This window comes from Pseudomonas sp. BRG-100 (assembly GCF_000737955.1).
Lineage (GTDB): Bacteria > Pseudomonadota > Gammaproteobacteria > Pseudomonadales > Pseudomonadaceae > Aquipseudomonas > Aquipseudomonas synxantha_A.
The window spans coordinates 747,455-772,188 of sequence record NZ_JPRX01000001.1 but is presented as its reverse complement, the minus strand read 5'-3'; the positions used below and the strand labels follow the sequence as shown (position 1 = coordinate 772,188).

The 24,734-nt window shown below is 62.0% G+C and carries 23 protein-coding genes; 4 read left to right on the top strand and 19 right to left on the bottom strand.

Features of this window, described 5'->3' with window-relative positions; genetic code table 11:
* Positions 1 to 52 precede the first annotated feature (52 nt).
* The 12 genes from JH25_RS23635 to JH25_RS23690 form a co-directional block, all read right to left on the bottom strand.
* Entirely contained in the window at positions 53 to 1,456 is a 1,404-nt protein-coding gene (locus JH25_RS23635; protein ID WP_032876436.1) for an amidase, read from the bottom strand.
* Positions 1,453 to 2,721 (bottom strand): Zn-dependent hydrolase, encoded by a 1,269-nt coding sequence (locus JH25_RS23640; protein ID WP_032876434.1) that lies wholly within the window; start codon positions 2,719 to 2,721, stop codon positions 1,453 to 1,455. Before JH25_RS23640 ends, JH25_RS23635 begins: the two co-directional genes overlap by 4 nt.
* A gap of 13 nt (positions 2,722 to 2,734) precedes the next feature.
* Positions 2,735 to 3,430: an ABC transporter ATP-binding protein gene (locus JH25_RS23645; RefSeq protein ID WP_032876431.1), complete on the bottom strand. Its 696-nt coding sequence runs from the start codon at positions 3,428 to 3,430 to the stop codon at positions 2,735 to 2,737.
* Complete coding sequence (locus JH25_RS23650; RefSeq protein WP_032876428.1) at positions 3,430 to 4,179, bottom strand: ABC transporter ATP-binding protein; 750 nt, start codon at positions 4,177 to 4,179, stop codon at positions 3,430 to 3,432. Before JH25_RS23650 ends, JH25_RS23645 begins: the two co-directional genes overlap by 1 nt.
* On the bottom strand, positions 4,176 to 5,186 hold the full coding sequence (locus JH25_RS23655; protein ID WP_005787521.1) for a branched-chain amino acid ABC transporter permease: 1,011 nt from the start codon (positions 5,184 to 5,186) through the stop codon (positions 4,176 to 4,178). The genes JH25_RS23650 and JH25_RS23655 overlap by 4 nt, the downstream gene beginning before the upstream one ends.
* A 1-nt stretch (position 5,187) precedes the next feature.
* Positions 5,188 to 6,048 (bottom strand): branched-chain amino acid ABC transporter permease, encoded by an 861-nt coding sequence (locus JH25_RS23660; RefSeq protein WP_032876425.1) that lies wholly within the window; start codon positions 6,046 to 6,048, stop codon positions 5,188 to 5,190.
* 57 nt (positions 6,049 to 6,105) lie between these two features.
* Complete coding sequence (locus JH25_RS23665; RefSeq protein WP_032876422.1) at positions 6,106 to 7,308, bottom strand: ABC transporter substrate-binding protein; 1,203 nt, start codon at positions 7,306 to 7,308, stop codon at positions 6,106 to 6,108.
* A gap of 220 nt (positions 7,309 to 7,528) precedes the next feature.
* Positions 7,529 to 8,296 carry a FadR/GntR family transcriptional regulator gene (locus JH25_RS23670; RefSeq protein ID WP_005787529.1) on the bottom strand — a complete coding sequence of 256 codons (768 nt, stop codon included), beginning with the start codon at positions 8,294 to 8,296 and terminating at the stop codon, positions 7,529 to 7,531.
* Between the two features lie 108 nt (positions 8,297 to 8,404).
* Positions 8,405 to 9,160: a proteinase gene (locus JH25_RS23675; RefSeq protein WP_032876418.1), complete on the bottom strand. Its 756-nt coding sequence runs from the start codon at positions 9,158 to 9,160 to the stop codon at positions 8,405 to 8,407.
* A gap of 106 nt (positions 9,161 to 9,266) precedes the next feature.
* Entirely contained in the window at positions 9,267 to 10,679 is a 1,413-nt protein-coding gene (locus tag JH25_RS23680; protein ID WP_032876415.1) for an efflux transporter outer membrane subunit, read from the bottom strand.
* The gene (locus tag JH25_RS23685; RefSeq protein WP_032876412.1) at positions 10,672 to 12,645 is read right to left on the bottom strand and encodes a MacB family efflux pump subunit; all 1,974 of its coding nucleotides are present in this window, start codon (positions 12,643 to 12,645) and stop codon (positions 10,672 to 10,674) included. The genes JH25_RS23680 and JH25_RS23685 overlap by 8 nt, the downstream gene beginning before the upstream one ends.
* A gap of 1 nt (position 12,646) precedes the next feature.
* Positions 12,647 to 13,819 (bottom strand): efflux RND transporter periplasmic adaptor subunit, encoded by a 1,173-nt coding sequence (locus JH25_RS23690; protein WP_032876409.1) that lies wholly within the window; start codon positions 13,817 to 13,819, stop codon positions 12,647 to 12,649.
* A gap of 256 nt (positions 13,820 to 14,075) precedes the next feature.
* Between JH25_RS23690 and JH25_RS23695 the strand changes: the two genes are divergently transcribed.
* From JH25_RS23695 to JH25_RS23710, 4 genes are all read left to right on the top strand, one after another.
* Entirely contained in the window at positions 14,076 to 14,558 is a 483-nt protein-coding gene (locus tag JH25_RS23695) for a sigma-70 family RNA polymerase sigma factor (protein WP_005787538.1), read from the top strand.
* A gap of 119 nt (positions 14,559 to 14,677) precedes the next feature.
* Entirely contained in the window at positions 14,678 to 16,015 is a 1,338-nt protein-coding gene (locus JH25_RS23700; protein WP_032876406.1) for a lysine N(6)-hydroxylase/L-ornithine N(5)-oxygenase family protein, read from the top strand.
* 79 nt (positions 16,016 to 16,094) lie between these two features.
* Positions 16,095 to 17,315: a putative DNA modification/repair radical SAM protein gene (locus JH25_RS23705; RefSeq protein ID WP_005787541.1), complete on the top strand. Its 1,221-nt coding sequence runs from the start codon at positions 16,095 to 16,097 to the stop codon at positions 17,313 to 17,315.
* Positions 17,312 to 18,193, top strand: coding sequence for a TIGR03915 family putative DNA repair protein (locus tag JH25_RS23710; protein ID WP_032876403.1), 882 nt, complete (start codon positions 17,312 to 17,314; stop codon positions 18,191 to 18,193). The genes JH25_RS23705 and JH25_RS23710 overlap by 4 nt, the downstream gene beginning before the upstream one ends.
* A 67-nt stretch (positions 18,194 to 18,260) precedes the next feature.
* On the opposite strand, the gene JH25_RS23715 is transcribed toward JH25_RS23710, so the two are convergent.
* The 7 genes from JH25_RS23715 to ctlX all read right to left on the bottom strand — a co-directional run bounded on the left by JH25_RS23715 (position 18,261) and on the right by ctlX (position 24,174).
* Positions 18,261 to 18,758, bottom strand: a complete 498-nt coding sequence (locus JH25_RS23715) for an Lrp/AsnC family transcriptional regulator (RefSeq protein WP_005787545.1) — start codon at positions 18,756 to 18,758, stop codon at positions 18,261 to 18,263.
* 4 nt (positions 18,759 to 18,762) lie between these two features.
* Positions 18,763 to 19,593 (bottom strand): ABC transporter ATP-binding protein, encoded by an 831-nt coding sequence (locus tag JH25_RS23720; protein ID WP_032876400.1) that lies wholly within the window; start codon positions 19,591 to 19,593, stop codon positions 18,763 to 18,765.
* A gap of 3 nt (positions 19,594 to 19,596) precedes the next feature.
* Complete coding sequence (locus JH25_RS23725) at positions 19,597 to 20,310, bottom strand: ABC transporter permease (RefSeq protein WP_032876397.1); 714 nt, start codon at positions 20,308 to 20,310, stop codon at positions 19,597 to 19,599.
* Complete coding sequence (locus JH25_RS23730; protein ID WP_032876394.1) at positions 20,307 to 21,008, bottom strand: ABC transporter permease; 702 nt, start codon at positions 21,006 to 21,008, stop codon at positions 20,307 to 20,309. The genes JH25_RS23725 and JH25_RS23730 overlap by 4 nt, the downstream gene beginning before the upstream one ends.
* 175 nt (positions 21,009 to 21,183) lie before the next feature.
* Positions 21,184 to 21,963: an ABC transporter substrate-binding protein gene (locus JH25_RS23735; RefSeq protein WP_032876391.1), complete on the bottom strand. Its 780-nt coding sequence runs from the start codon at positions 21,961 to 21,963 to the stop codon at positions 21,184 to 21,186.
* Between the two features lie 226 nt (positions 21,964 to 22,189).
* Positions 22,190 to 23,236 carry an ornithine cyclodeaminase gene (locus tag JH25_RS23740; RefSeq protein WP_032876388.1) on the bottom strand — a complete coding sequence of 349 codons (1,047 nt, stop codon included), beginning with the start codon at positions 23,234 to 23,236 and terminating at the stop codon, positions 22,190 to 22,192.
* A gap of 11 nt (positions 23,237 to 23,247) precedes the next feature.
* Positions 23,248 to 24,174, bottom strand: coding sequence for a citrulline utilization hydrolase CtlX (gene ctlX, locus JH25_RS23745; protein ID WP_032876385.1), 927 nt, complete (start codon positions 24,172 to 24,174; stop codon positions 23,248 to 23,250).
* Between the last annotated feature and the right edge of the window lie 560 nt (positions 24,175 to 24,734).

Below are 24,734 nucleotides of genomic sequence, written 5' to 3'. Positions count from 1 at the left end.
ATGCGGTAAAAACTGTGGGAGGGGGCATGCCTCCCACATTTTCGATTGAATCTCAGCTCAGGGTTTCAGGTGCTTGCAAATGCTCGGTAGGGAAGGCTTTTGCATAGGCATCACACACCCTCAACACCTGCTCATCGGCAAACCGCGCAGCCACCACATGCAACCCCACCGGCAAACCATTGGCGGCCAACCCGCACGGCACCGACGCAGCCGGTTGCTGGGTGAGGTTGAAGGGGTAGCTGAACGGCGTCCATTCCATCCACTCGTTCATCCCCGAGCCGGGCGGTACGTTGTGCCCGGCTTCGAACGCGGTAATCGGCATCATCGGCGATACCAGCACGTCGTAGTGCTCATGGAACGCCGCCATGCGCGCAACCAGTGCGGCGCGCGCTTCCAGGGCGGCGTTGAAGTCGTCCAGGCTCAGACGCTCGCCCCGTTGCGCAATACGCAGCAGCCCCGGGTCCAGCAGTTGCTTTTGCGCGTCGCTCATGGAGCCAGTCAGGCGTGCAGCGCCGGCGGCCCACAGGGTGCTGAACACCTCAAGCGGGTCGCTGAAACCCGGGTCGATCTGCTCGACATGCGCGCCCAATTGCACCAGGCGCTCCACCGCCTGGGCGACGACCTTGGCGACTTGCGGGTCGACATCCACATAGCCGAACGTGGGGCTATAAGCCACGCGCAAGCCCTTCAGATCCGCCCCTGGGGTGAGCCAGGGCGTGGTCCTTGGCGCCCCCATCAGGCCATCGCGCGCATCCATTTGTGCCACGGTCTGTAGCATCAGCACGCTGTCTTCCACCGTGCGGGTCATGGGCCCCAGGTGCGACAGGATGGTCATGGAGCTGGCCGGCCACTGCGGCACATAACCGAAGGTCGGCTTGATCCCGAACGTGCCGGTGAACGCACACGGGATGCGAATCGAACCGCCCGCATCGCTGCCCTGGTGCAACACGCCCAGGTTCAACGCCGCCGCCGCCCCGGCGCCGCCGGACGAACCGCCCGCCGTGGTGCGGGTATCCCATGGGTTGCGGGTGATGCCGTACAGTGGGTTGTCGGTGACGCCTTTCCAGCCGAACTCGGGGGTGGTGGTCTTGCCCAGCAGCACCGCGCCAGCCTCGCGCATGAAGTGCGAGAAGGGCGCGTCCACATTCCAAGGCCCCTCGGCGGATGAGGTGCGCGAGCCCTTGCGGGTGGGCATGCCGAGGGTCAGCGTGAGGTCTTTTATCGACGCTGGTACGCCATCCAGGGCGCCGCAAGGGGCACCTTTTAACCAACGTTGTTCCGAGGCCCGCGCCGCGCTCAATGCCCCCTCAGGATCGACATGGCAGTAGGCGTTCACCACCGGGTTATAGCGTTCGATGCGCAGCAATGCGTCTTCGGCGACTTCCACGGGTGATAAGCGCTTATCGCGAAAATGTTCCAACAGCTGCACCGCTGTCATTTGCCCAATCTCACTCATGCCACACCCCCCTGGGCCGCATTCACCATGGCCCGCAGCAACACCGCGCAGCCAGCCGCCAGATCATCCGGCGCGGCGTTTTCGATTTCGTTATGGCTGATGCCGCCTTCGCACGGCACGAAGATCATCCCGGCGGGGCCCAGTTCGGCGACGAAGATCGCGTCATGCCCGGCGCCGCTGACGATGTCCATATGGCTCAAGCCCAAGGCTCTCGCGCCATCGCGCACGGCATTGACGCAGTCCGGGTGGAAGTCCAGCGGCGAGAAGTCGGCGGTGGGCGTCAGTTCAAAGGTCAAGCCGTGCCGGGCCGCCGTGGTTTCGATCACGCCGTGTACTTCATCGACCATGGCTTGCAGTTTGTCCCCATGCAGGTGACGCAAGTCGAGGGTCATCTGCACCTGGCCGGGAATCACATTGCGCGAACCCGGGTGCAGGTTCAGGCAACCAACGGTGCCACAGGCATGGGGCTGTTGTTGATGGGCGATACGGTTGACCGCGCTGACCACCTCGGCGGCGCCGACCAGGGCGTCCTTGCGCAGGTGCATCGGTGTGGGGCCGGCGTGGGCTTCGACGCCGGTGAGGGTCAGGTCGAACCATTTCTGGCCCAGGCAGCCCATGACCACGCCGATAGTGGTGGCCTGGTCTTCCAGTACCGGGCCTTGCTCTATATGGGCTTCGAAGTAGGCGCCGACCGGATGTCCCAAAACCGCACGGGAACCGGCATAGCCAATGCGCTGTAATTCGGCACCTACCGACAGGCCCTGGTCGTCGCATTTGTCGAGGGTGTCCTGCAAGTCGAACTTCCCGGCAAACACCCCGGAACCCATCATGCACGGCGGGAAGCGCGAGCCTTCTTCGTTGGTCCACACCACCACTTCAATCGGCGCTTGGGTCTGGATCTGCAAGTCATTCAAGGTACGGATCACTTCCAGCCCGGCCATCACCCCGTAGCAGCCGTCGAACTTGCCGCCGGTGGGTTGGGTGTCGATGTGGCTGCCGGTCATTACCGGGGGCAGGGCGGGGTTACGTCCGGCACGACGCGCAAAGATATTGCCGATGGCGTCGACAGTGACGCTGCACCCAGCCGCTTCGCACCACTGCACAAACAGGTCGCGGGCCTGGCGGTCCAGATCGGTGAGGGCCAGGCGACACACGCCACCCTTGGCCGTGGCGCCGAGTCGGGCCAGGTCCATCAGCGATTGCCACAGGCGGTCACGGTTGATCAGCGGGGCGTTGCTCTGGAGCGGTTGCGCAACACTATTCATCAGAGATCTCCAGTCAGGCACTCAAGGCCAGATAACGGTTCTTGATCGACGGGTCGGCACGGAAGTCAGCGGCGCTGCCTTCGTACACCACGCGGCCCTGTTCGAGTACGTAATGGCGGTCGGCGAGTTTGTCGCAGACCATCAGGTTCTGCTCCACCAGCAGCACCGGCAGGCCGTCGTCCTTGACCTTGCGCAGGATCTTCACCAGCTCGTCGACAATCACCGGGGCCAAGCCCTCGGTGGGTTCGTCGAGGATCAGCAGCTTGGGATCGTTCAGCAGGGCGCGGGCGATGGCAAGCATCTGCTGTTCGCCACCGGACAACGCATGGCCGGCGTTTTTGCGCCGCTCCTTGAGGCGCGGGAACATGGCGTAGACGTCTTCCAACTGCCAGCGGCTGTTCTTGCGGGCGGCGATGCGCAGGTTTTCCTCAACGGTCAGCAGACGGAAAATCCCACGGTTCTCCGGCACCAGCGCCAAGCCCTGGCGTGCGATTTCAAAGATCTTCTGCCCCACCAGCGCCTGGCCGTTGAAGTGAATCTGGCCCTGGCGCGGGCAGATGATGCCCAGGATGCTGCGCAAAGTGGTGGTCTTGCCGGCGCCATTGCGACCCAGCAGGGTCACCAGTTCGCCAGGGTTGACGGTCAATGACACGCCCTCCAGCACATGGCTCTTGTCGTAGTAGGAATGGATATTCTCGACGATCAGCATCAGGCGGCCTCCCCAAGGTATGCAGTGCGCACACGTTCATCGGCACGCACGAACTCTGGCGTGCCTTCCACCAGGATCTGGCCGTGGCTCATCACCGTGATGCGTTGGCTGATGGACATGACGATGCTCATGTTGTGTTCGATCAACAGCACCGTGTGGTCGCGGCCCAGGTCGCTGATCAGTTGGGTCATGATCGGGATGTCGTCGATGCCCATGCCCGAGGTCGGCTCGTCGAGCATCAACAGTTTCGGTTTGGAGCAGATCGACATGCCCACTTCCAGCACCCGCTGCTGGCCGTGGGACAACTCGCCGGCGAGGGTGTCGGCGCGGGCGGTGAGTTGCAGGCGTTCCAGCACCTGGTCGGCCATCTCCAGGTGCTCGCGCTTGCTGTCCACTCGGCGCCAGAAGTTCAAGGCACGGGCGCCATCGCGGCCCTGGGCGGCCAGGCGCAGGTTTTCGCGCACGCTGAGGTTCTGGAACAGGCTGGTGAGCTGGAACGAACGCGCCATGCCCAGGCCGACGCGGGCATGGGCGGGCTTGCGCATCAGGTTGTTGCCGTCGAAATGGATCGCTCCGGCAGTGGCCTGGCGTTCGCCGGTCAGGCAGTGGAACAGGCTGGTCTTGCCGGCGCCGTTGGGGCCGATGATGGTGTGGATGGTGCCGGCCTCGACCTTGAGGTTGACACCATTGACCGCATGGAACGCGCCGTAGGCCAGTTCCAGGTTCTGGGTTTCCAGCAGGATGCTCATAGCCCTGGCTCCTTGGCGACGGCCGCAGTTTTGCGATTGCCGCGCAGCTTCTCGAACAGCGACGCCAGGCCGCCCCACAAACCGCCGCGCATGAAGATCACCACCAGGATCAGGATCACCCCCAGCAGCATCAGCCAGCGCGGCCACAGGTCGGAGAGGAAATCCCCCAGCAGCACAATGGAACCGGCGCCCAGCAATGAGCCGAACAACGAGCCAGTGCCGCCGACGATGGTCATGATCAGAATGTTCTCGGACATCGCCAGGTCAATATTGGACAGTGGCACAAAGTGCAGCAGCATGGCGTACAGCGCCCCGGCAATCCCGGTGACTGCCCCGGACAGCACGAACACCAGGATCTTGAAGTGCCGCGTGTCGTAGCCGATGGCCGAGGCACGTGTCTCGTTTTCACGGATCGCCATCAGCGTGCTGCCGAACGGCGAAGCGATCACCCGGCGAGCGCCGATAAAGATCAGCAGGAACAGCACCGCGACAAATCCATAGAAGGCACGGGCATCGGCCAAGGACAACAGCACGGTTTCACCCACACGGATTTCCGGGCGCGGCACGCTGAGCAGGCCGTTGTCGCCGCCGGTCCAGTCGCTCAGGGTGTAGGCGACGAAATAGGCCATCTGGCTGAACGCCAGCGTGAGCATCACGAAGTAAATGCCGGTGCGCCGAATCGCCAGGGCGCCCACCAGCAATGCCAGGAAACCGCCGGCGATGGCGGCACCCAGCAGTGCGGTGAACAACCCCAGTTGCAGGTGGATCATCAGCAACGCCGCGCAGTAGGCGCCGGCCCCGAAGAAGATGCCTTGGCCGAATGACAGCAAGCCGGTGTAGCCCAGCAACAGGTTGCAAGCCAGGGCGGCCATGGCAAAGATCAGGATCTCGGTGGCCAGGGTTGCCGAGGGCAGTATCAACGGCAGGCCGATCAGCACCGCCAATACCCACAGGAGCATCGCTTTGGATTGGGTCTTGGCAAACGGCAGGGGGTTTTTCTCGCTCATTTCAGGCTCTCCCGAACAGGCCGTAGGGGCGCACCAGAATCACCACGGCCATCGCGCCGTAGATCATCAGGCTCGCACCCTGGGGCCAGAGTGTGGTCATCAGGCTTTGCACTACGCCTACCAGCAAACCGCCGACCAGCGCACCGCTGAACGAGCCCATGCCGCCAATCACCACCACCACGAACGCCACCCCGAGAATCTCCGGGCCGACAAAGGGCTGGGCACCACGCAACGGCGCGAACAACACCCCGGCGACACCGGCCAGGGCCACGCCGAGGGCGAAGGTCATGGAGAACAGGCGGAAAATATTGGTGCCCAGCAATGACACGGTTTCAGTGCTCTCACTGCCGGCGCGCACCAGGGCGCCGAAGCGCGTGCGTTCCAGCAGCAGCCACAGGCCCAGGCCGACGAGCCCGGAAAACACGATGAGAAACAGGCGGTAGTAGGGATAGACAAAATCCCCCACCACCAGCACGCCGCGCAGCAACTCCGGTACGGCGACACTTTTGCCCACCGGGCCCCAGATCATCACGCTGGCTTCCTGGATAATCAGCGCGATCCCCAGGGTTACCAGAATCTGGAACATGTGCGGCAAGTGGTAGATCCGCTGGATCAGCACACGCTCGATCACCCAGGCCAGCGCAGCCACCACCAGCGGCGCGACGAGCAGCGCCAGCCAGAAGCTGCCGGTGAGGCTCACGGCGGTGTAGCAGATGTAGGCGCCCAGCAGGAAAAACGCGCCGTGGGCGAAGTTGACGAAGTTGAGCAGGCCGAAAATGATCGTCAGCCCGACCGCGATCAGGAAGTAGATCATCCCCAGCCCAAGGCCGTTGAGAATCTGGAACAGGTACAAATTGAGCATGCAGGAACCCTCTGCAGGCGGCCGCTTGCGCGGCCCTGCGCGACAAAAAGTAAGCAGTCAGCCGAGCGTGCAGCCCGTCGCCTCGACCGGTGGGAACGATTGGCCGGCGCTGAGCACCTTGGCCAGGTCGTCCTTGTCGGTCATGTCGCCGCTGGCCTTGCCGACCAGCAGGTAGTAATCCTTGATCACCTGATGGTCGCCGGCGCGGATCGACTCCTTGCCGGTCGGGCCTTCATAGCTCAAGCCTTGCATGGCCTTGGCCACGGTTGCGCCGTCGAAGCTGCCAGTGGCGATGATGGTGTCGAGCATGACCTTGGTGCTGATGTAGTCGGCGGCCAGCGGGTAGGTGGGGTTGATGCCGTATTTGGCCTGGGTCAGCTTGACCAGTTCGCGGTTGAGTGGCGTATCGACCTGATGCCAGTACTGCGCGCCGAGGTACACACCTTCGAGCACATCGCTGCCCAGTTCCTGGAATTGATCAAGGCCGGCCGACCATACCAGCAGCACCTTCATGCGTTCCTTGATGCCGAAGTTCACCGCCTGGCGCAGGGTGTTGGACGACTGGCTGCCGAAGTTGAGCAGTACCAGCACGTCGGGCCGGGTGGAAATGGCGTTGGTCAGGTAGCCGGAGAATTCCTGCTCCTGCAGCGAGTGGTAGCTGTTGCCGACGTGTTCCAGGCCGTGCTCCTTCAGCACGTTCTTTGCGCCTTCGAGCAAGGCTTCGCCGAACACGTATTGCGGCGTGATGGTGTACCAGCGTTTGGCGTCCGGCAGCAGTTTGATCAGCGGCACCATGGTTTCGCGGATCGCGCCGTAGGTGGGCACTGACCAGCGGAAGGTCGCCTTGTTGCAATCCTTGCCGGTGACTTCATCGGCACCCACCGGGGTCATGAACACGCCGCCGACTTTATCGACTTCCTTGGCCACCGCCAGGGCGGAAGACGACAGTGTGCAGCCCTGGAAGAACCGTGCGCCGTCCTGCGCGATTGCCTCCTGCACCTTGCGCACCGCTTTGCCGGCGTTGCCTTCGGTGTCGATAACCTTGTAGGTGAGCGGGCGGCCGAGGATCTCGGCATGCTGTTGCACGGCCAGGCGCGAACCCATGTCGGCAAATTTGCCATAGCTGGCAAACGCGCCAGACATGGACTTGAGGCCGTAAAAGGTAAAAGGTTCGGCGGCGAAGGCCGAACGCACGCTCAGCGGCAAGCTGAGGGCGGCGGCTGCGGTGAGGCTGGCTTTCAATAACGTACGACGCTGCATGGGGTGACTCCCTGGTTTAGTTATTGGCAGGAGCGGCAAGGGCGATACGGTGGTGCAAGGGCCTGTGGGCAGGCTTGTTATTGGGTAACTCGGTTCAACAGATGGACACGGTCAAATGTGGGAGCTGGCTTGCCTGCGATGCGGGCGCCTCGGTGTTACAGGGGGACCGAGCCGATACCATCGCAGGCAAGCCAGCTCCCACATTGATTGGGTTTTGTTCCTAACGGTGATCAAACTCCAGAAGGAAGTGCGGGCTGACCTGGCCTTCCAGCGCAGTCATATGGTGTTCGGCATCGCACATATGCTCATGCATCAAACTGCGCACGGCGCTTTCATCCCCGGCACGAAAGGCGATCAGCAGTTGTTTGTGATAGTCGAGGTTGGCCGCGTCGAACTGCTTGCGCTTGGGCTTGTAGGCTTTCTTCAGTACCACCAGGTCGCGCAGCAGGTCGTTGAGAAACTGCGCCATAAAACTCAGCAGCGGGTTGGGGCACGCCCGGGCCAGCAGGTTGTGGAACTCCAGTTCCGCCAGGCGCTGTTCGCGCTGGCCGGCTTCGCTGTCTTCGGGGGCGCTGCAAAAATCCACATTGGCTTGCAGGGCCTGGTAGTCGTCTTCGCTCAAGCGCCCGAGCACCGACAGCGCCAGTTCCACTTCGATGACCTTGCGCAACTGATACACCTGCTCGCCATCCAGATGCTGGAAGTGCAGGTAGTTGCGCAAGGCGCGGCTGGCAGGTTCAGTGCCGGCCTGGTTCAGATAAGCCCCGCCACTGGGGCCGGTGCGCGTATTGACCAACCCTTCGACTTCCAATGCCTTGAGCGCTTCGCGTGCCGAGCCCTTGGAGCACTGGAAGCTTTCCATCAGCTCGCGTTCGGTGGGCAAGCGGTCGCCGGGCTTCAAGGCATCGGTGACGATGGAGCGCTTGACCGACTCGACAATCACATCGGACAGCTTCTGACGTTTGCGGCGTAGCGGGCGAGTCAGCATGGGTTCGATTTATCGTATTAATGCGGATAAATAGCACTTAATAACGATTGCATCGGAGCGTCAACGCAGCGTGTCGTTTTCGATGGCAACAGGTCGCAAATGCGCCGGTTACTCCCAGGCACCAAGGTCGAGGCAGCGCGCGGAGGCTGGCGGCTGTTTGCCATAGGCGAGGAAATCCCCCAGCCAGCGGGTGACACAGCCGTCGGCGCCCGACTGCTTGGACTCCTTGAGCAATAACTGCTCGACGCCCACAGCGATAGGATCGCCCGGCGCCGCATTAATCAGCACCATGCGTGCGATGCGCTCGGGAAACAGCGTGCCGTAGCGGCTGCCAAGACGGGTCGCGGCGGCGCTGCCCAGGTAGTGCAGGCGCGCTTCGCCGAGCTGCCCGCGCACATATTCCATGTCCAGCGCCGCCTGCTCGACCGCGTTTGGCTGGCGCAGGTCGCGGGGGCTCAGTTCGATCACGTCATAACGGTCCACCAGCGTGCGATAAGCGCGGGTGGCGAGCGACTCCCAGTGGCTGGCCAGGTGCAGCACGAAAGGCGCGTTGGCGGGCTGGGGCGGTTCGCCGGCCTGGATGAACACCACGCCCTCGCGGTTGAGCGGTTGCCTTGCGCCCACACGCGTCACGCTCAGGCGTATACGACCGCGCCCGGGAGCAGCGTGGTCCCGTGGCACACTGACCAGGCCGCATTGGGTGCGCCCGACCACCTCAGGGTCCAGGCGCGCAGTGGTAGTGAGGGGGCAATCCAACAGCCAGTCGATTGCAGTGGGCACGATCAAGGGCTCAGCGCGCACTGCGTTTGCTATAAGCCAGCAGCTTATGCAGACCAGGCTTTTTACAAGAACGCTGGGTGTCATCACGAGGTCCCGGGCAGCCGTATGTAACAGCTTTTTTACCAAGGACCTGGGGGTGGAGAATGTAAGGCTAAGAAACAGTTTGTGTAAGAAATACCGATTTTGCTTATCAGCTATCGGTCTTCCATCCACCCCCTAATGCCTTGTACAGCGCGATACTGGCTTGCAGCCGCGACAGGCGCAGTTGCACGTTCAGGTCCTGGGCGGCATAGAGGGTGCGTTGGGTTTCCAGCACCGTAAGCAGGTCTTCGGCGCCGGCCTCGTAGCGGCTTTGCGCAATCTCAAAGGCCGTTTGCGCCTGCTGCAGTTCTTCGGTTTGCCATTGGCGTTGCTGGTCCAGGCGAGTCAGGCTGCTGAGGGCTTTTTCCACATCGGCAAAGCCGTTGATGATCGCCCCGCGGTAGGTCTGCAGCAGTTCATCCTGGCGCGCACGGGCTTTATCGCGCTCGGCACTCAGCCGACCGTTGTTGAAGATCGGTGCGATCAGGCCCGAGGTCAGGGTGTAGAACGGGCTGCGCAGAACATCTTCAGCCTTGTACGCACCCGAGCCGAGGGTTGCGCCCAATGTCACCGTGGGCAGCATGGCCGCACGGGCCACCGTGACGTCGGCATTGGCCGCCGCCAGCTGTGCCTCGGCCTGGGCGATGTCAGGGCGGCGACGCAACAACTGGCTAGGCACACCGGGGCCGATATTCGGCCAGGTCAGTGCCTGGAACGGCTCGCTGCCCAGCGCCAGGGCCTGTACGGGCTGGCCGAGCAAGGCGGCGAGGGTGATGCGCGATTCTTCGGCCGATTGCTGGATCAGCGGCAGTTGCCGTTGCTGGCCGGCCACCAGGCTCTTCTGTTGTGCCAACTCCAGGCCCGTGGCGGAACCGGCATCGTAGCGGGTTTGCACCAGGTCCAGCACATTGCGCGCATTGGCCAGGTTCAGCTCGGCGATCTGCAGGCGCTGGTGCGCGGCCAGGGTTTGCGCATAGCGGTCGGCGACATTGCTGAGCAAGGTCAACTCCACGTTGGCCTGATCGAACTCACTGGCGTGCAGGCTATGCACAGCGCTGTCTCGCGCAGCGGCGCGGCCACCCCAGAAGTCGATTTCGTAGCTGGCCGTGAGGTTGGCATCATAGTTATTGACCGTCTTGTTGCTCTCGGTGGCGTCCAGATCCGAGTTGCCGCTGCCGCGCAACAGTCTTTGACGGCTGGCGCTGAGGTTGAACTTCACCTCGGGCAGTAACGGTGCGCCGGCAATCACCGCTGTCGCCTGGGCCTGCCGCACCCGCGCCATGGCCGCAGCCACATCAAAGCTGTCACGGCGGGCCTGATCGATCAGGCGGTTAAGCACAGGGCTGTCAAACTGCGTCCACCAACGCTGGTTGGTGGCCTGGTCGGCGTCGCGCTCGGCATATTGCCAGACGGCGGGCGCGGCAATGCTGCTGTCGAGGGCAGGCGAAGTGCCGGCACAGGCATTGAGCAACAGGCACAGGCTGAGCGTCGACAGGTGCGGTGCGATGGATCGTTTATTCACTGGTCAATGCCTTAACCGGATCGAGCCGGGCAGCTTTACGGGCCGGCATAAAGCCGAATACGACGCCGGTGACCAGCGCACAGCCAAACGCGCCGAACACCGCCACCAGGGAAAACTGCACCGCTACTTCGGCCAGCACCAGCACGCCGCCCACCAGCAATGCCAGGGCGATTCCGAACAGACCGCCGACCACCGAGAGCATCACCGCCTCGGTGAGGAACTGGCGCAGGATGTCGCGCTGGCGCGCCCCGGTGGCCATGCGGATGCCGATTTCGCGGGTGCGTTCGCGCACGGTCATCAACATGATATTCATCACGCCGATACCGCCCACCAGCAGGGAAATCGCGGCAATCGAGCCGAGCATCAGCGACAGGGTGTTCTGGGTCCGCGCTTCGGCCTGGATCATCGCGGCGTCGTTCGTCAGGTGGAAGTCGCGTTTGCCGCCGTGCAGCGTTTGCATAAGCTGACTGATGGCTTGCTCGGCCTCTTGCACCTTGCGCGCATCGGCGGCGGCAATGGCAACATATTCGGGGTTATAGGTGCCGAACAGGCGCACGCTGGCGGCGGTATAGGGAATGGCGACACGGTCATCGCTGTCTTGCATGCCGGAGCTGGAGCCTTTTTCCGCCAACACGCCAATCACCTGGAAGGGCACGTTTTCGATCAGGATGTATTGGCCGATGGGGTCTAGCTGGCCTTTGAACAGCTTTTCGCGCACGCGATGACCGATCACCGCCACCGTGGCCCCGGCGCGCTCGTCGGCTTCGGTAAAGTAGCTACCCTCGGCCACTGGCCAGTTGAAGATGTCCGGGAAGTTGGTGTCGTTACCGCCCACATAGGCCATGTAATCGACGTTGCCGAAGCGAACACCGGCGTAGGTGCCGTTCACCGGCATGATGCGCTTGACCTGGGGCAATGTAGCCAATGCGGCCACATCATTGAGGGTCACGATACCTGGCGGTGTGCGCGGGTTAGGCGAAAAACCGCTCAGGTAGATGATGTTGGAGCCGAAGGCCGCCATCTGCGCCATGACCTGGCGCTTGCTGCCTTCGCCCACCGCCAGCATCACCACCACCGACGCCACGCCGATGATGATCCCCAGCAGCGTCAGCGCGGTGCGGAAGCGGTTGATCCACATCACCCGCCACGCCGCCTGCACCGTGTCCAGCAGCTCGGCTTTCCAGGCACCATTGTGTTCGGCGCCGTCGGCCAGGCGCTGGCGCAGGTCCACGGCTTGCAATGCGTCGCTGCCGGCCGTGACGGGCACGTGGGGGGGGCTCAACGCCGAATCGCTGATGATCAGGCCGTCGCTGATCTCGATGATGCGGTTGGCGTGCGCCGCGACTTCGCGGTCGTGGGTAATCAGGATAACCACGTGGCCCTGGCTCGCCAATTCATCCAGCAGCACCATCACCTCGGCACCGCTGTGGCTGTCGAGGGCACCGGTGGGTTCGTCGGCAAGGATGATATGCCCGCCGTTCATCAACGCACGGGCAATCGAGACGCGCTGCTGCTGACCACCGGAGAGCTGGTGCGGGCGGTTGTTGGTGCGATCGGCCAGGCCCAGGCGGGTCAGCAGAGCCTTGGCGCGGGCATGGCGTTCGGCAGCGCCGATGCCGGCATAGATCGCCGGCATCTCGACGTTTTCCTGGGCCGAGCCGGACGGGATCAGGTGGTAGCCCTGGAACACGAAACCAAAGGCTTCGCGGCGCAGCCAGGCCAGTGCGTCGCTGTCCAGGTGCGCGACGTTTTCCCCGGCGAACAGGTAGTCGCCCACGGTGGGGCGGTCGAGGCAACCGAGGATGTTCATCAGTGTGGATTTGCCGGAGCCCGAGGCGCCGACGATGGCAACGAACTCTCCTGCATGGATCGACAGGTCGATCCCGCGCAATACGTCGACCTGCGGGCTGTCACCGCCGCCGTAGGATTTGCGGATGTTCTTGAGTTCGATCAGTGGCGTGGTCACGTCAACCCCCGCTGCTGCTGGCGGGGCCGATCAACAGGTGATCACCTTCGTCCAGGCCATCCAACACTTCAACTCGCAGGCGGTCACTGATACCCAGCTGTACTTCTCGCTTCTGGATGGCACCGTTTTTGGTCACGACCCGCGCGATCTGCTTGTCGGTGCCTTGGCTGCCGAGCAGCGCTGCGACCGGGATGGTGAGAGCGTCCTTGACCTGGCTGGCTACGAAAAACACCTGGGTGGTCATTTCGGCCATCAGTGCATTGTCAGTGTTGTCCACATCCAGCAGTACGGTGTACAGCACTACGCGGCCACTACCGGTTTTGCTCGTGCTACTGGGGCTGCCGCTGCCCTGGCTGGTTTCATTCAGCGGCTTGGGCGGTATCGGCAGGATCTGGCGCACGGTGCTGCTCCAGCGCCGGTTGCCGCCGGCGAGGGTAGTGAAATAGGCGCTCATGCCCGGTTTGACGTGGCCGATATCGGCTTCGGACACTTCGGCCCATACGGTCATTGGTGACAATTTGGCGATGCGCAGGATCAACGGCGTTTGTTGTTGGGCGTTGAGGGTTTGGCCGACTCGCGCATCTACCGCCACCACGGTGCCGCTCATGGGCGCGTAAATCCGCGTATAGCCCAGTTCGGCCTCGTCACTGCGCAGGCTGGCCTGGGCTTGGCGGATCTGTGCCTGGAACATATCGACACGGGCTTGGGTGGCACTCAGTTCGGCTTTGGCGGTTTGCACATCTTCTTCGCGGGTGGCGTTGCCTGCAACCAAGCGTTGCTGGCGCTGGTATTTCTGGCGTGCGAGTTCGTGCTGGGCTTTCTGTTCCTGCAACTGCGCCTTGAGGTTTTCAATGGAATAGCGGCTGGCGTCGAGCTTGGCCTGTTGCGTGGCGGGATCGATTTCCACCAGCAGATCGCCTTCCTTGACTTGATCACCAGCCTCCACATGGATCTTGCGAATCTGTCCGGACGCCTGGGCACCCACGTCCACATAACGGCGCGGTTGCAGGGTGCCCAGTGACGTAACGCTATTTTCAATGTCGCCGCGGGTTACGGTGACCGTGGGTAGGCTGTCGCGGCCCGACGGCAGCACTTGCCAGGCAGCCACCACAAGGATGGGGAGCAGGCACGCCAGCACAAGCAGGGCGCGTCGGGCAGGTCGAGGGCGTTTCATGTCTTGGTTCCAGCCAGGAGGTGTTGACCGCAGGAGCGGGGAGTTGACAGTTATACGAGAAAAATGCTCGGGAATTTAGGTTGTTACACATGTGGTAACAGCTCGTGCGACGAAAAAAAATGCACCGTTGGTGCAAGACTCCTTTAAAAGTAGATGAGAATTACTATAAATTGCACGCACTCAAACTGCCATCATCGATGGGCTCGCTCCTACACGGGCTGGCATCGTTAGCACCACGGCCATGGGGCCAGGAGTCATGTTGGAAAACTACTATCGCGAGCTGGTGTGTTTCCTGAACGCCAAGCTGGGCAACCGTCAGGTGGCCGAAGATGTGGTGCATGACGCTTATGTTCGGGTGCTGGAGCGTTCCAGCGACATCCCGATCGAACAGCCCCGCGCCTTCCTGTACCGCACGGCCTTGAACCTGGTGATCGACGGCCACCGGCGCAACGCCTTGCGTCAGTCCGAGCCTCTTGAGGTGCTGGACAGCGAAGAACGCTTCGCCCCCTGTTCACCCCACGCCAGTCATGACCACAACCAGCGCCTGGAGATGCTTGAGCGCGCCCTGGCCGAGTTGCCGGCGGCGTGTCGCGACAGTTTCCTGCTGCGCAAGCTCGAGGGCCTGTCCCATGTGCAAATCGCCGAGCGCCTGGGGATTTCCCGCAGCCTGGTGGAAAAACACATCGTCAACGCCATGAAGCATTGCCGGGTGCGTATGCGTGAGTGGGAAGCGCACTGATCGCCAGTTGGTTAAATTTTATTTCACTGTCCTCGTTTCCTATCAACACACGGCCTGTTGTTCAGGCCATGAAGGTATTCCCGCCCCACCGCCAAGGGGCTTATCCAGAGGACACTGGAATGACACAGGCAATTGCTTCGCCCGCGGTTCACGACCTGATCGGTATCGGCTTCGGCCCTTCGAACCTGGCGCTGGCCATCGCCCTGCAGGAGCGTGAAAAGGCCCAGGGCAAGCTGGACGTGCTGTTTCTCGACAAACAGGCCGACTACCGCTGGCACGGCAATACGCTGGTGACCCAAAGTGAGCTGCAGATCTCTTTCCTCAAGGACCTGGTGACCCTGCGCAACCCCACGAGCCCGTACTCCTTCGTCAATTACCTCAAGGCTCACGATCGCCTGGTGGACTTCATCAACCTGGGCACCTTCTACCCCTGCCGTATGGAGTACAACGACTACCTGCGCTGGGTGGCCGGGCAGTTCCAGGCCCAGGCCAACTACGGTGAGGAAGTGCTGGCCATCGAACCGATCCTGCATCAGCAGCAGGTGGAGGCCTTGCGCGTCATTTCCCGCGATGCCCAGGGCGAGCAGCATGTGCGTACCACCCGCTCGGTGGTGGTCAGCGCCGGCGGCACTGCGCGCATCCCCGAAGCGTTCAAGGCGCTCAAGGGTGACAGCCGCGTGTTCCATCATTCCCAGTATCTGGAGCGCATGGCGAGCCAGCCTTGCGTGGATGGCAAGGCCATGCGCATCGCGGTGATCGGCGGCGGCCAGAGCGCGGCCGAAGCCTTTATCGACCTCAATGACAGCTTCCCGTCGGTGCAGGTCGATATGATCCTGCGCGGCTCGGCGCTCAAGCCGGCCGATGACAGCCCGTTCGTCAACGAAGTGTTCTCGCCGGCGTTTACCGACCTGGTGTTCCAGCAAGTGGGGGCCGAACGCGAGCGTTTGGTCGCCGAGTACCAGAACACCAACTATTCGGTGGTGGACCTGGACCTGATCGAGCGCATCTACGGGATTTTCTACCGTCAGAAAGTTTCCGGCATCGCCCGCCAGGCGTTCCGCACCATGACCGTGGTGGAGAAGGCCACGCCCGGGCCGCTGGGTATCGAACTGGTATTGCGCAACAACGCCACGGGCGAAACCAGCGTCAACCACTACGACGCCGTGATCCTCGCCACCGGCTATGAGCGCCAGATGCACCGCGAACTGTTGGCGCCGCTGCAAGCCTACATGGGCGACTTCGAAGTGGCCCGCGACTACCGCATCGTCACCGACGAGCGCTGCAAGGCGGGTATCTACATCCAGGGCTTCAGCCAGGCCAGCCATGGCTTGAGCGATACCTTGCTGTCGGTGCTGCCGATTCGGGCCGATGAGATTGCGGCGTCGTTGTATGAGAACGATCGAAACCGTGACAAGGGCCGTTCGGTGCAGGACCTGCTCCTGGCAACCGCGAGCTGATCTGCCCCTCCTACAGACGGCACTTGTGACAACGTGCGGCTATTGGTACTGTACAAAAAACCAGTATCGGTAGCCCGTCATGCAGTTGATCGAAAAACTCAGCATCCTCGCCGACGCCGCCAAGTACGACGCGTCGTGCGCCAGCAGCGGCGCGCCCAAGCGCAGCTCCGAGGGCAAGGCGGGGTTGGGTTCCACCGACGGCATGGGCATCTGCCACAGCTACACGCCCGATGGCCGTTGCGTGTCGCTGCTCAAGGTGTTGCTCACCAACTTCTGCCTCTACGACTGCCAGTATTGCGTCAACCGCCGTTCCAGCGACGTGCCCCGTGCGCGTTTCAGCCCGGAAGAGGTGGTCACCCTGACCCTGGATTTCTACAAGCGCAATTGCGTCAGCGGGCTGTTTCTCAGCTCCGGCATCATCCGTTCGTCGGACTACACCATGGAGCAATTGGTGCGGGTCGCCAAACTGCTGCGCGAAGAGCATGACTTTCGCGGCTATATCCACCTCAAGACCATTCCCGATGCGGATCCTGCATTGATTGCCGAGGCTGGTCGTTATGCCGATCGCCTGAGCGTGAATATCGAACTGCCCACCGAGGCCAGCCTGCAGACCCTGGCGCCGGAGAAGCAGATTGTGTCGATCAAGCAGGCGATGCAGACCATCTACACCGGCGAGCAGACGGTGTTCAACGAGCCTCGCGCCCCGCGTTTCGCCCCGGCCGGGCAGAGCACGCAGATGATCGTAGGTGCCGACGACACCGATGACAGCACCATCCTCCACGGTGCCGAGGCGTTGTATGGCAATTTCAAGCTGCGCCGCGTGTACTACTCGGCGTTCAGTCCCATCCCCAACAGCCCGAAAAGCGTGCCCCTGGCCGCGCCGCCGTTGATGCGCGAGCACCGCTTGTACCAGGCCGACTTCCTGCTGCGCAGCTACGGTTTCAGCGCCAGGGAGCTGTTTGCCGGCCCCGGCCACCTGGCCCTGGATATCGACCCCAAGCTGGCCTGGGCCCTGGAGCATCGCGAAGTATTCCCCCTGGACCTGAACCGCGCAGAGCCCACCCTGATTGCGCGCATCCCCGGTATTGGCCTGCGTACCACCCAACGCCTGGTGGACCTGCGCCGCGAGCGCAAGATCCGCTTCGAAGACCTGGCGCGCATGCGCTGCGTACTGGCCAAGGCCAAACCGTTCTTCATCACCAGTGACTACCACCCGCAACAGGCCGACAGCACCAGCGTGTTACTGCGCGAACAATTGCGCGACCGTCCGCAACCGCAACAGATGGGGTTGTGGGGATGATCAGCCTGGAATGCGACAACCTGTTCAGCACTTGGCGCGAACAGGCGCGCTGGCTGCTCAGCCATCAGGTCGACCCCAGCCAGGTGAGCTGGGGCGAGGCGCAAGCAGCTGACCTGTTCGCTACCGATGAGTCGATCCCGTCAGGGTTGGGGCCCTTCCAGGCACGGATTCCCAAGGCGCTGTTGGAGTTGCTGGAGTCTGCCGCCTGTTATCACGGTGATCAACGCTGGAGCCTGCTGTATGAAGTGCTGTGGCGGGTCAGCCACGGTGATCGCACCGCGATGCTGGCGGGGGACAAGCTGGGCAGCGAGTTGCAGCGACGCATCAAGCAAGTCAGCCGCGAGTCCCATCACCTGCATGCGTTTGTGCGCTTTATTGCCCTGCCGGCTGAGGCGGGGCCCGAACTTCCTGAATACGTGGCCTGGCATGAACCGGCCCACGACATTCTCAAAAGTGCCAGCCAGCATTTTGTCGGGCGCATGGGCCGTCATCGCTGGATGATCGCCACGCCCCTGGACGGGGTGTATTACGACGGCGAGCAATTGATTCATCAGCGCCAGTGCCCCGAGGCCTGGCAGCAACTGGCACAGAATGTTGAAGATCCCCACAGCGCCATGTGGCTGACCTACTACAGTCACATCTTCAACCCGGCGCGGCTGAATCCCAAGGTGATGGAAGGGCACTTGCCCAGCCGCTTCTGGAAGAATTTGCCGGAGGGCAAGTTGATCCCGGGGCTGATCAGCGAGGCGCGTACGGGCAAGCAGAAGGATGGGCAGGCGAAGCTGGTGGGGGCCAAGCCAGGCAAAAGAATTGCAAACCCGGTCAATGTGGGAGCTGGCTTGCCTGCGATAGCGGTCGACCAGTCAGATGTGGGGTGACTGATGCACCGCTATCGCAGGCAAGCCAGCTCCCACATTTGGTTTTCGCAGCCTGGGGGAGTGGGTATCAGGCCAGTTCGGTCGCAGTGTTCTTGACTACTGCCAACTCTGGATGCGCCACCAACTTATCAATGTGCAACTCATCATTGTTCAACCAGATCTCGGTCAGCACCCGGTAATGCTCCATATCCCGGCAGCGCATACGCAGGCTGTAGTCGAACGGCCCGCTGATCAACTGGCATTCGAACACCTGCGGGCAGGCTTTGACGCAGGCTTCGAAGGCCTTTTGCGCCGAGCGCCCGCTCTGGTTGGACAAGGCCACCAGCACCAGCAGCGACAGCCCTGGTGAGACCATCTGCACATCGATGATCGCCCCATACCCACGGATCACCCCGCGTCGCTCCAACTTGCGCACCCGCTCCAGGCATGGCCTGGGGGTCAGGTGCACCAGCGACGAGAGTTTTTCATAGGTGATGCGCCCCTGGTGCCTGAGCACATCGATGATCGCCTCGTCGATGCGATCCAGCGCAGGGGAGGAGTGGGGTCCGTTGGCCTTGGTATCCATGAGTTCACTTCAAACGGTTGGAAAGAAATTGCTGCAAGCGTTCGCTGTTGGGGTGGTCGAGGATCTCGGCGCCGCCGTGTTCCTCGACTCGGCCCTGATGCAGGAACAGCACTTGGCTTGACACCTGGCGGGCAAAGCCCATTTCGTGGGTGACCATCAGCATGGTACGGCCTTCCTCGGCCAACGTCTGTATGACTTTGAGTACTTCGCCTACAAGTTCCGGGTCGAGGGCTGAGGTCGGTTCGTCGAACAGGATAATCTCCGGCTCCATCGCCAATGCCCGCGCAATTGCCACACGCTGCTGCTGACCACCCGAGAGGAACGCCGGGTATTGATCCGCCACGCGGCCTGGCAAGCCGACTTTGTCCAGGTACAGGCGCGCACGTTTTTCCGCCTCGGCGGCGCTCACATTCAGCACCCGGCGCGGGGCCATGGTGATGTTTTCCAGCACCGTCATGTGACTCCACAGGTTGAAGTGCTGGAACACCATGGCCAGGCGCGTGCGCAGGTTTTGCAGTTGTGCCTGGTGCGGCGCACGGGTGCCGGCGCGGCCTTGTTGCATTTCGATGCTGATGCCGTCAAGGGTGATGACCCCGGCGTCCGGCTGTTCAAGGAAGTTGATGCAACGCAGCATGGTGCTTTTGCCCGAGCCGCTGGCGCCGATCAGACTGATCACATCGCCTTGACGGGCATTGAGGGACACACCTTTGAGCACTTCGTGTTCGCCGTAGCGTTTGTGAATGCCTTCGACTTGAAGCTTGATGGCGGCAGTTGCAGTTTCGACAACCGGTACATCCACCGGATAAACGGCCAGGGCCTGCGCGGACTGATTCATGGGTTAGCCTCGGGTAGGAACAAGAAAACGCATCCAGCGACGTTCGGCCAGCCGAAACAGGCCCACCAGTGCAAAGGACAGCAGCATGTAGAGCAGGGCGGCGATGCCAAACGCCTGAAAGGTCAGGAAGGTTTCGGCATTCGCATCGCGGGCGACCTTGAGGATGTCGGCAACGGTGGCGGTAAACGCCAGTGACGTGGCGTGCAGCATCAGGATCATTTCATTGCTGTAGGCCGGCAATGCGCGGCGCAATGCGGCGGGTACCACCACGAACAGATTCAGGCGCCAGCCGTGCAGGCCATAGGCGCGTGCCGCTTCGATTTCGCCGTGGGGAATATTGCGGATCGCCCCGGCGAAGATCTCCACGGTGTAGGCACAGGTGTTGAGCACAAACGCCAACAAGGTGCAGTTCAGCGCATTGCGGAAAAACTGGTTGAGCAGGGCGTTGTCCTGCACCACCTCCAGGCTGTACAGCCCGGTGTAGCAAATCAGCAACTGGATATACAGCGGCGTGCCGCGGAACAGGTAGGTGTAGACCTCCACCGGCCAGCGCAGCCAGACGTGATGCGAAACCCGCGCCAGTGCCAGGGGGATCGACAGGCAAAAACCGAGCGCCACCGAGATGATGAACAGCCACACGGTCATGGCGACGCCGGACAAGCCGCTGCCATCGCTGAACAGGTAGGCCAGGCCGTATTGCTGGAACAGTTCGATCATCGCGCCATCCCCTTGATGCCCAGGTTATAGCGCCGTTCGAGGCGCTTGAAGATGCGGTTGGAGAGGGTAGTGATCAGCAGGTACACCAGGCCCGCGAGGATCAGGAAGTACAGTGGCTCGCTGGTGGACTTGCCGGCGTTTTGCGCGGCCTTGACCAGGTCTGACAGGCCGATGATCGACACCAGCGCCGTGGACTTGAGCAGCACCAGCCAGTTATTGCCCAGGCCCGGCAGGGCAAAACGCATCAGTTGTGGGAACAGCACCAGGTGGAAGCGCTGCCAGCGGCTCAGGCCATAAGCCGTCGCGGCTTCCAACTGGCCCACCGGTACGCTGAGGATCGCGCCACGGAAGTTCTCGGTGAAATACGCGCCGTAGATAAATCCCAGGGTGACCACCCCTGCGGTGAACGGGTCGATTTCAAAGTACTCCCAGCCGAACACTTCAGTCAGGTCGTTGAGCCACAGTTGCAGGCTATAGAAGATCAGCAGGATCAACACCAGGTCCGGCACGCTGCGGATCAGCGTGGTGTAGAGCGTGGCAGGTACGCGCAGCCATCTGGCGCTGGATAGCTTGGCGCCGGCGGCGACCAGGCCCAGGGTTAGGCTCAGGGCCAGGGCGAGGAAGGCCAGCTTGAGCGTCATCCAGGCACCCTGGGCCAGCATCGGGCCGTAGCCTTGCAGGTTGAGGAGTTCGTTCATGGGAAGATCTCTAAAAGGCACACACACCATCTTTGTGGGGAACCGATTTGTGTGGGAGGGGGGGCTTGCTCCCGATAGCGGTGGTTCAGTCAATATTTTCAATGACTGACCACTGCTATCGGGAGCAAGCCCCCCTCCCACAAAAGCTGAATCCACAGGGAGGTCGATGGCTTAGTTATTCGTTGTAGATATCTTGATCGCCGAAGTATTTCTTCTGGATCTGCGCGTAAGTGCCATCGGCCTGGACGGCGGCGATGCCTTTATTGATCAGCTCACGCAGTGCCTGGTCGTTCTTGCGCAGGCCCATGGCGATGTCCAGCGGCAGGGTCGGGTCCTTGAAGGCCGGGCCGGTCTTGAAGTCGGCGCCTTCGGGCTTGGACAGGAAGTTGAGCTGGGCTTCGAGTTTGTCGGTCAGGGTGGCGTCGAGGCGCCCGTTTTGCAGGTCGGCGTAGTTCTGCTCTTGAGACTGGTACGCCTTGATCTGCGCACCCAGCCTGGTCAGGTGCGCTCGGGCGTAGGCTTCCTGCAGCGAGCCTTGCAGCACGCCGACCTGCTTGCCCTTGAGCGATTCCGGGGTATCGCCGAAGTCGGCGCCTTTGCGCGTGATCACCGAGGTGGGGCTGAGGAACAGGCGATCGGTAAAGTCGATGACTTTTTCGCGAGCCGGGGTCACGGCCATGGAGGACATGATGGCGTCGAACTTGCGCGCACGCAGGGCCGGGATCATGCCGTCGAATTCATTGTGCACCCAGGTGCATTTCACTTCGAGCTTGGCGCAGATGGCGTTGCCCAGTTCAATATCGAAGCCTTGCAGGCTGCCGTCGGCGGCCACGGATTCGAAGGGTGGGTATTCGGGGAACACGCCAAAACGGATTTCTTTCCAGTCCTGGGCGTGGGCGGCGGTGGCGCACAGAGGCAACAGCAACGCAGCGAAGAGTGATCGCAGTGGAGTCATGTGGAGGTCCCTATATTTTGTAATTGATGTCAGGGCAGTGAATAACTGGGAGCAGAGAATGCTTCATGATGGTGCGTTTTTTGTGTCGTTTACCCCCTGCACAAAGCGCAAATTGCGCTGTTAAAACCGACAATGCAGCGCAATCGGCTGTTGCACCCGCCGAATCGGCTTTTAATCCAGCAAAGTCCGGCCCGCCCTCGACGCAAAGCGGCAGGCCAGAGCGGTCTCAGGCGCGCTTTTTGTGCTGTGCGACCGGCTGCCGGGCCAGGCGGGCAAACAGGTCTTTGGGGTCAGCCAGGTCGGGTACCAGTTCCAGCTCGCTGCCCACGTCCAACGCCTTGGCGACGTCCAGTACATAGCGCAGGGCCGAGTAGTCTTCGATGGCAAAACCCACCGAGTCGAACAGAGTGATCTGGCGCGCATTCTCGCGGCCGGGCTTCTGGCCGTTGATCACTTGCCACAACTCGGTCACCGGCGAATCCTCAGGCATGTGCTGGATCTCACCTTCGATGCGGCTTTGCGGTTCGTACTCCACGATCACCCGGGCACGTTCGACGATGCGCCGGTCCAGCTCGGTCTTGCCCGGGCAATCGCCACCCACGGCATTGAGGTGCATACCCGGTTCGATCATCTCGTCGGTGAGGATGGTTGCATAAGCCTTGTCGGCAGTGACGGTGGTGACGATATCCGCGCCTTTGACCGCGTCGGCCACGCTGTCAGCCAGGATCACCTTGATCGCCGGGAACGCCTTGAGGTTGGCGGCGAGTTTGGCGGTGGCCTTGGCGTCGATATCGAACAGGCGAATTTCGTTAATGCCAAGCATGGCGTAGAAGGCCAGGGCCTGGAATTCGCTTTGGCAGCCGTTGCCGATCAACGCCATGCTGCGGCTGTTGTCGCGCGCCAGGTAGCGGGCGACCAGGGCCGAGGTGGCAGCGGTGCGGATGGCGGTAGTCAGGGTCATTTCCGCCAGCAGCACGGGTTTGCCGGTATCCACATCGCCCAAGGCGCCAAAGGCCATCACGGTCAGCATACCGGCCAGGGTGTTTTTCGGGTGGCCGTTGACGTATTTGAACGCATACAGCGAGGCGTCCGAGACGGGCATCAACTCGATCACGCCATCCGGTGAATGGTTGGCCAGGCGTGCGCATTTCTCGAAGTCCTGCCAGCGCAGGTAGTCGGCACGGATGTACTCGGCCATCTCGGTGATGCAGGTTTGCAAACCTTTTTGCGAAACCAGGTAGCTGAGGTCGTTGACGTCGATATAACGGGTCATGGCAAGACTCCTTATTGAAATGAGGGGCGGATCGGCAGATGCACTTCGGCCAACATGCAACGGGCACTGCCGCCGCCGATGCGTTCGATGTTGTCGATATTCACCACCACTGGTCGCGTATGGCGCTCCACCTGCTGGCGCTGCGCCGGTTGCAACGCGCGCCAGGCGCTGGCAGACATCACCAGCAATGGCTGGCCGTCACGGTCGTGGACTTCGAGCATGTTGCCGGCGAAGGCTTCCAACTGGTCGAAGTCGAGGGCGAGGATGTCCTTGCCGGTGTCGCGCAGTGAGCGTTCCAGGGCCAGGCGCTCGCGCTCGTCGGGCAGGGCTTGCAGGCACACCACTGCGAGGTCGCGACCGACGCTCATCATCACGTTGCTGTGGTAGATCGGTGCGTGGTGGCGGTCCAGGGCGTGGAACACGCAGAGTTGGTAGTCCAGACGTTCGGCAAACTGGTGCAGCGCCGCGTGATGGGTGCGCCCGGAGTGGCAGGCGTAGCTGATGCGGTGCTGGCGGTCGAGCACCATGCTGCCGGTGCCTTCGAGGAAGATGTCCTGTTGTTCCAGGTGGCTGAGGTCGATGGTGGTGTTGATCGCAAAGCGCTGCTCCAGAACTTGCAGCACGCCCTTGTTGCGCTCCAGTCGTCGGTTCTGGCCTTGCATGGGGTAGAGCACCAGGCTGCCGTCGGCGTGGCTGCTCCACCAATTATTGGGAAAGATCGAGTCCGGGGTGTGAGGGGCCGGAGTGTCCTGCACCACCAGCACCTCCACGCCGTGGCTGCGCAGGGTGTCGACATAGCCGTCGAATTCTTTCAGCGCTTTGTGCTGTGCACTGAGCGGGTCCAGCGGCGGGCGTTGAAAACGGTTGTTGATCGCGGTATCCGGGTTGAAGGCAAAGCGCGCCGGGCGAATCATCAGGACGGTGTTGGTGGTTTGCATGGGGGCACGGGTCCATGGGGGATCTTGTGAAGCTATTTTGTGCCATAGGGGGGGAGGATCCCGGCTGAAACAGCGGGGCGGCTCAGCCGGGAAAGCTGAAAAGGTGGATAAGGCAGCTGAATCGGCTGCCGGATTGAAATGTGCTCAGATGTGGGAGCATAGGTATCTACACATCTTTTGGTACGGCGCTGTACCTGTGGCGAGGGAGCTTGCTCCCGTGACGACCTGTCAGTCGCCGAATCTATATCTGATGTGCTTAGGTCCAAATGTGGGAGGAGTGGTGCGACGATTCGATTTGACCCCGAAGGCGGCCTGACAGCCGGCCAGAATGTTGGACTTTGATCGAGTACATATCCGTTATTTAGGTAACGGCTGCTATGGGTTCCGCTTTTACAGCGGGTCACTTTCGAAAAGCGCGAAAGTAACCAAAGCGCTCTTGCCCCACCACTCGGCACCTCGCCTGGGCTCGGTGTACCCGTAATCCGCCATGGATTTGGGGGGCCGCCGCCACGCGCCATCCATGGCGCGGGGCGGCTAAACCGGCATCCCTGCCGGTTTAC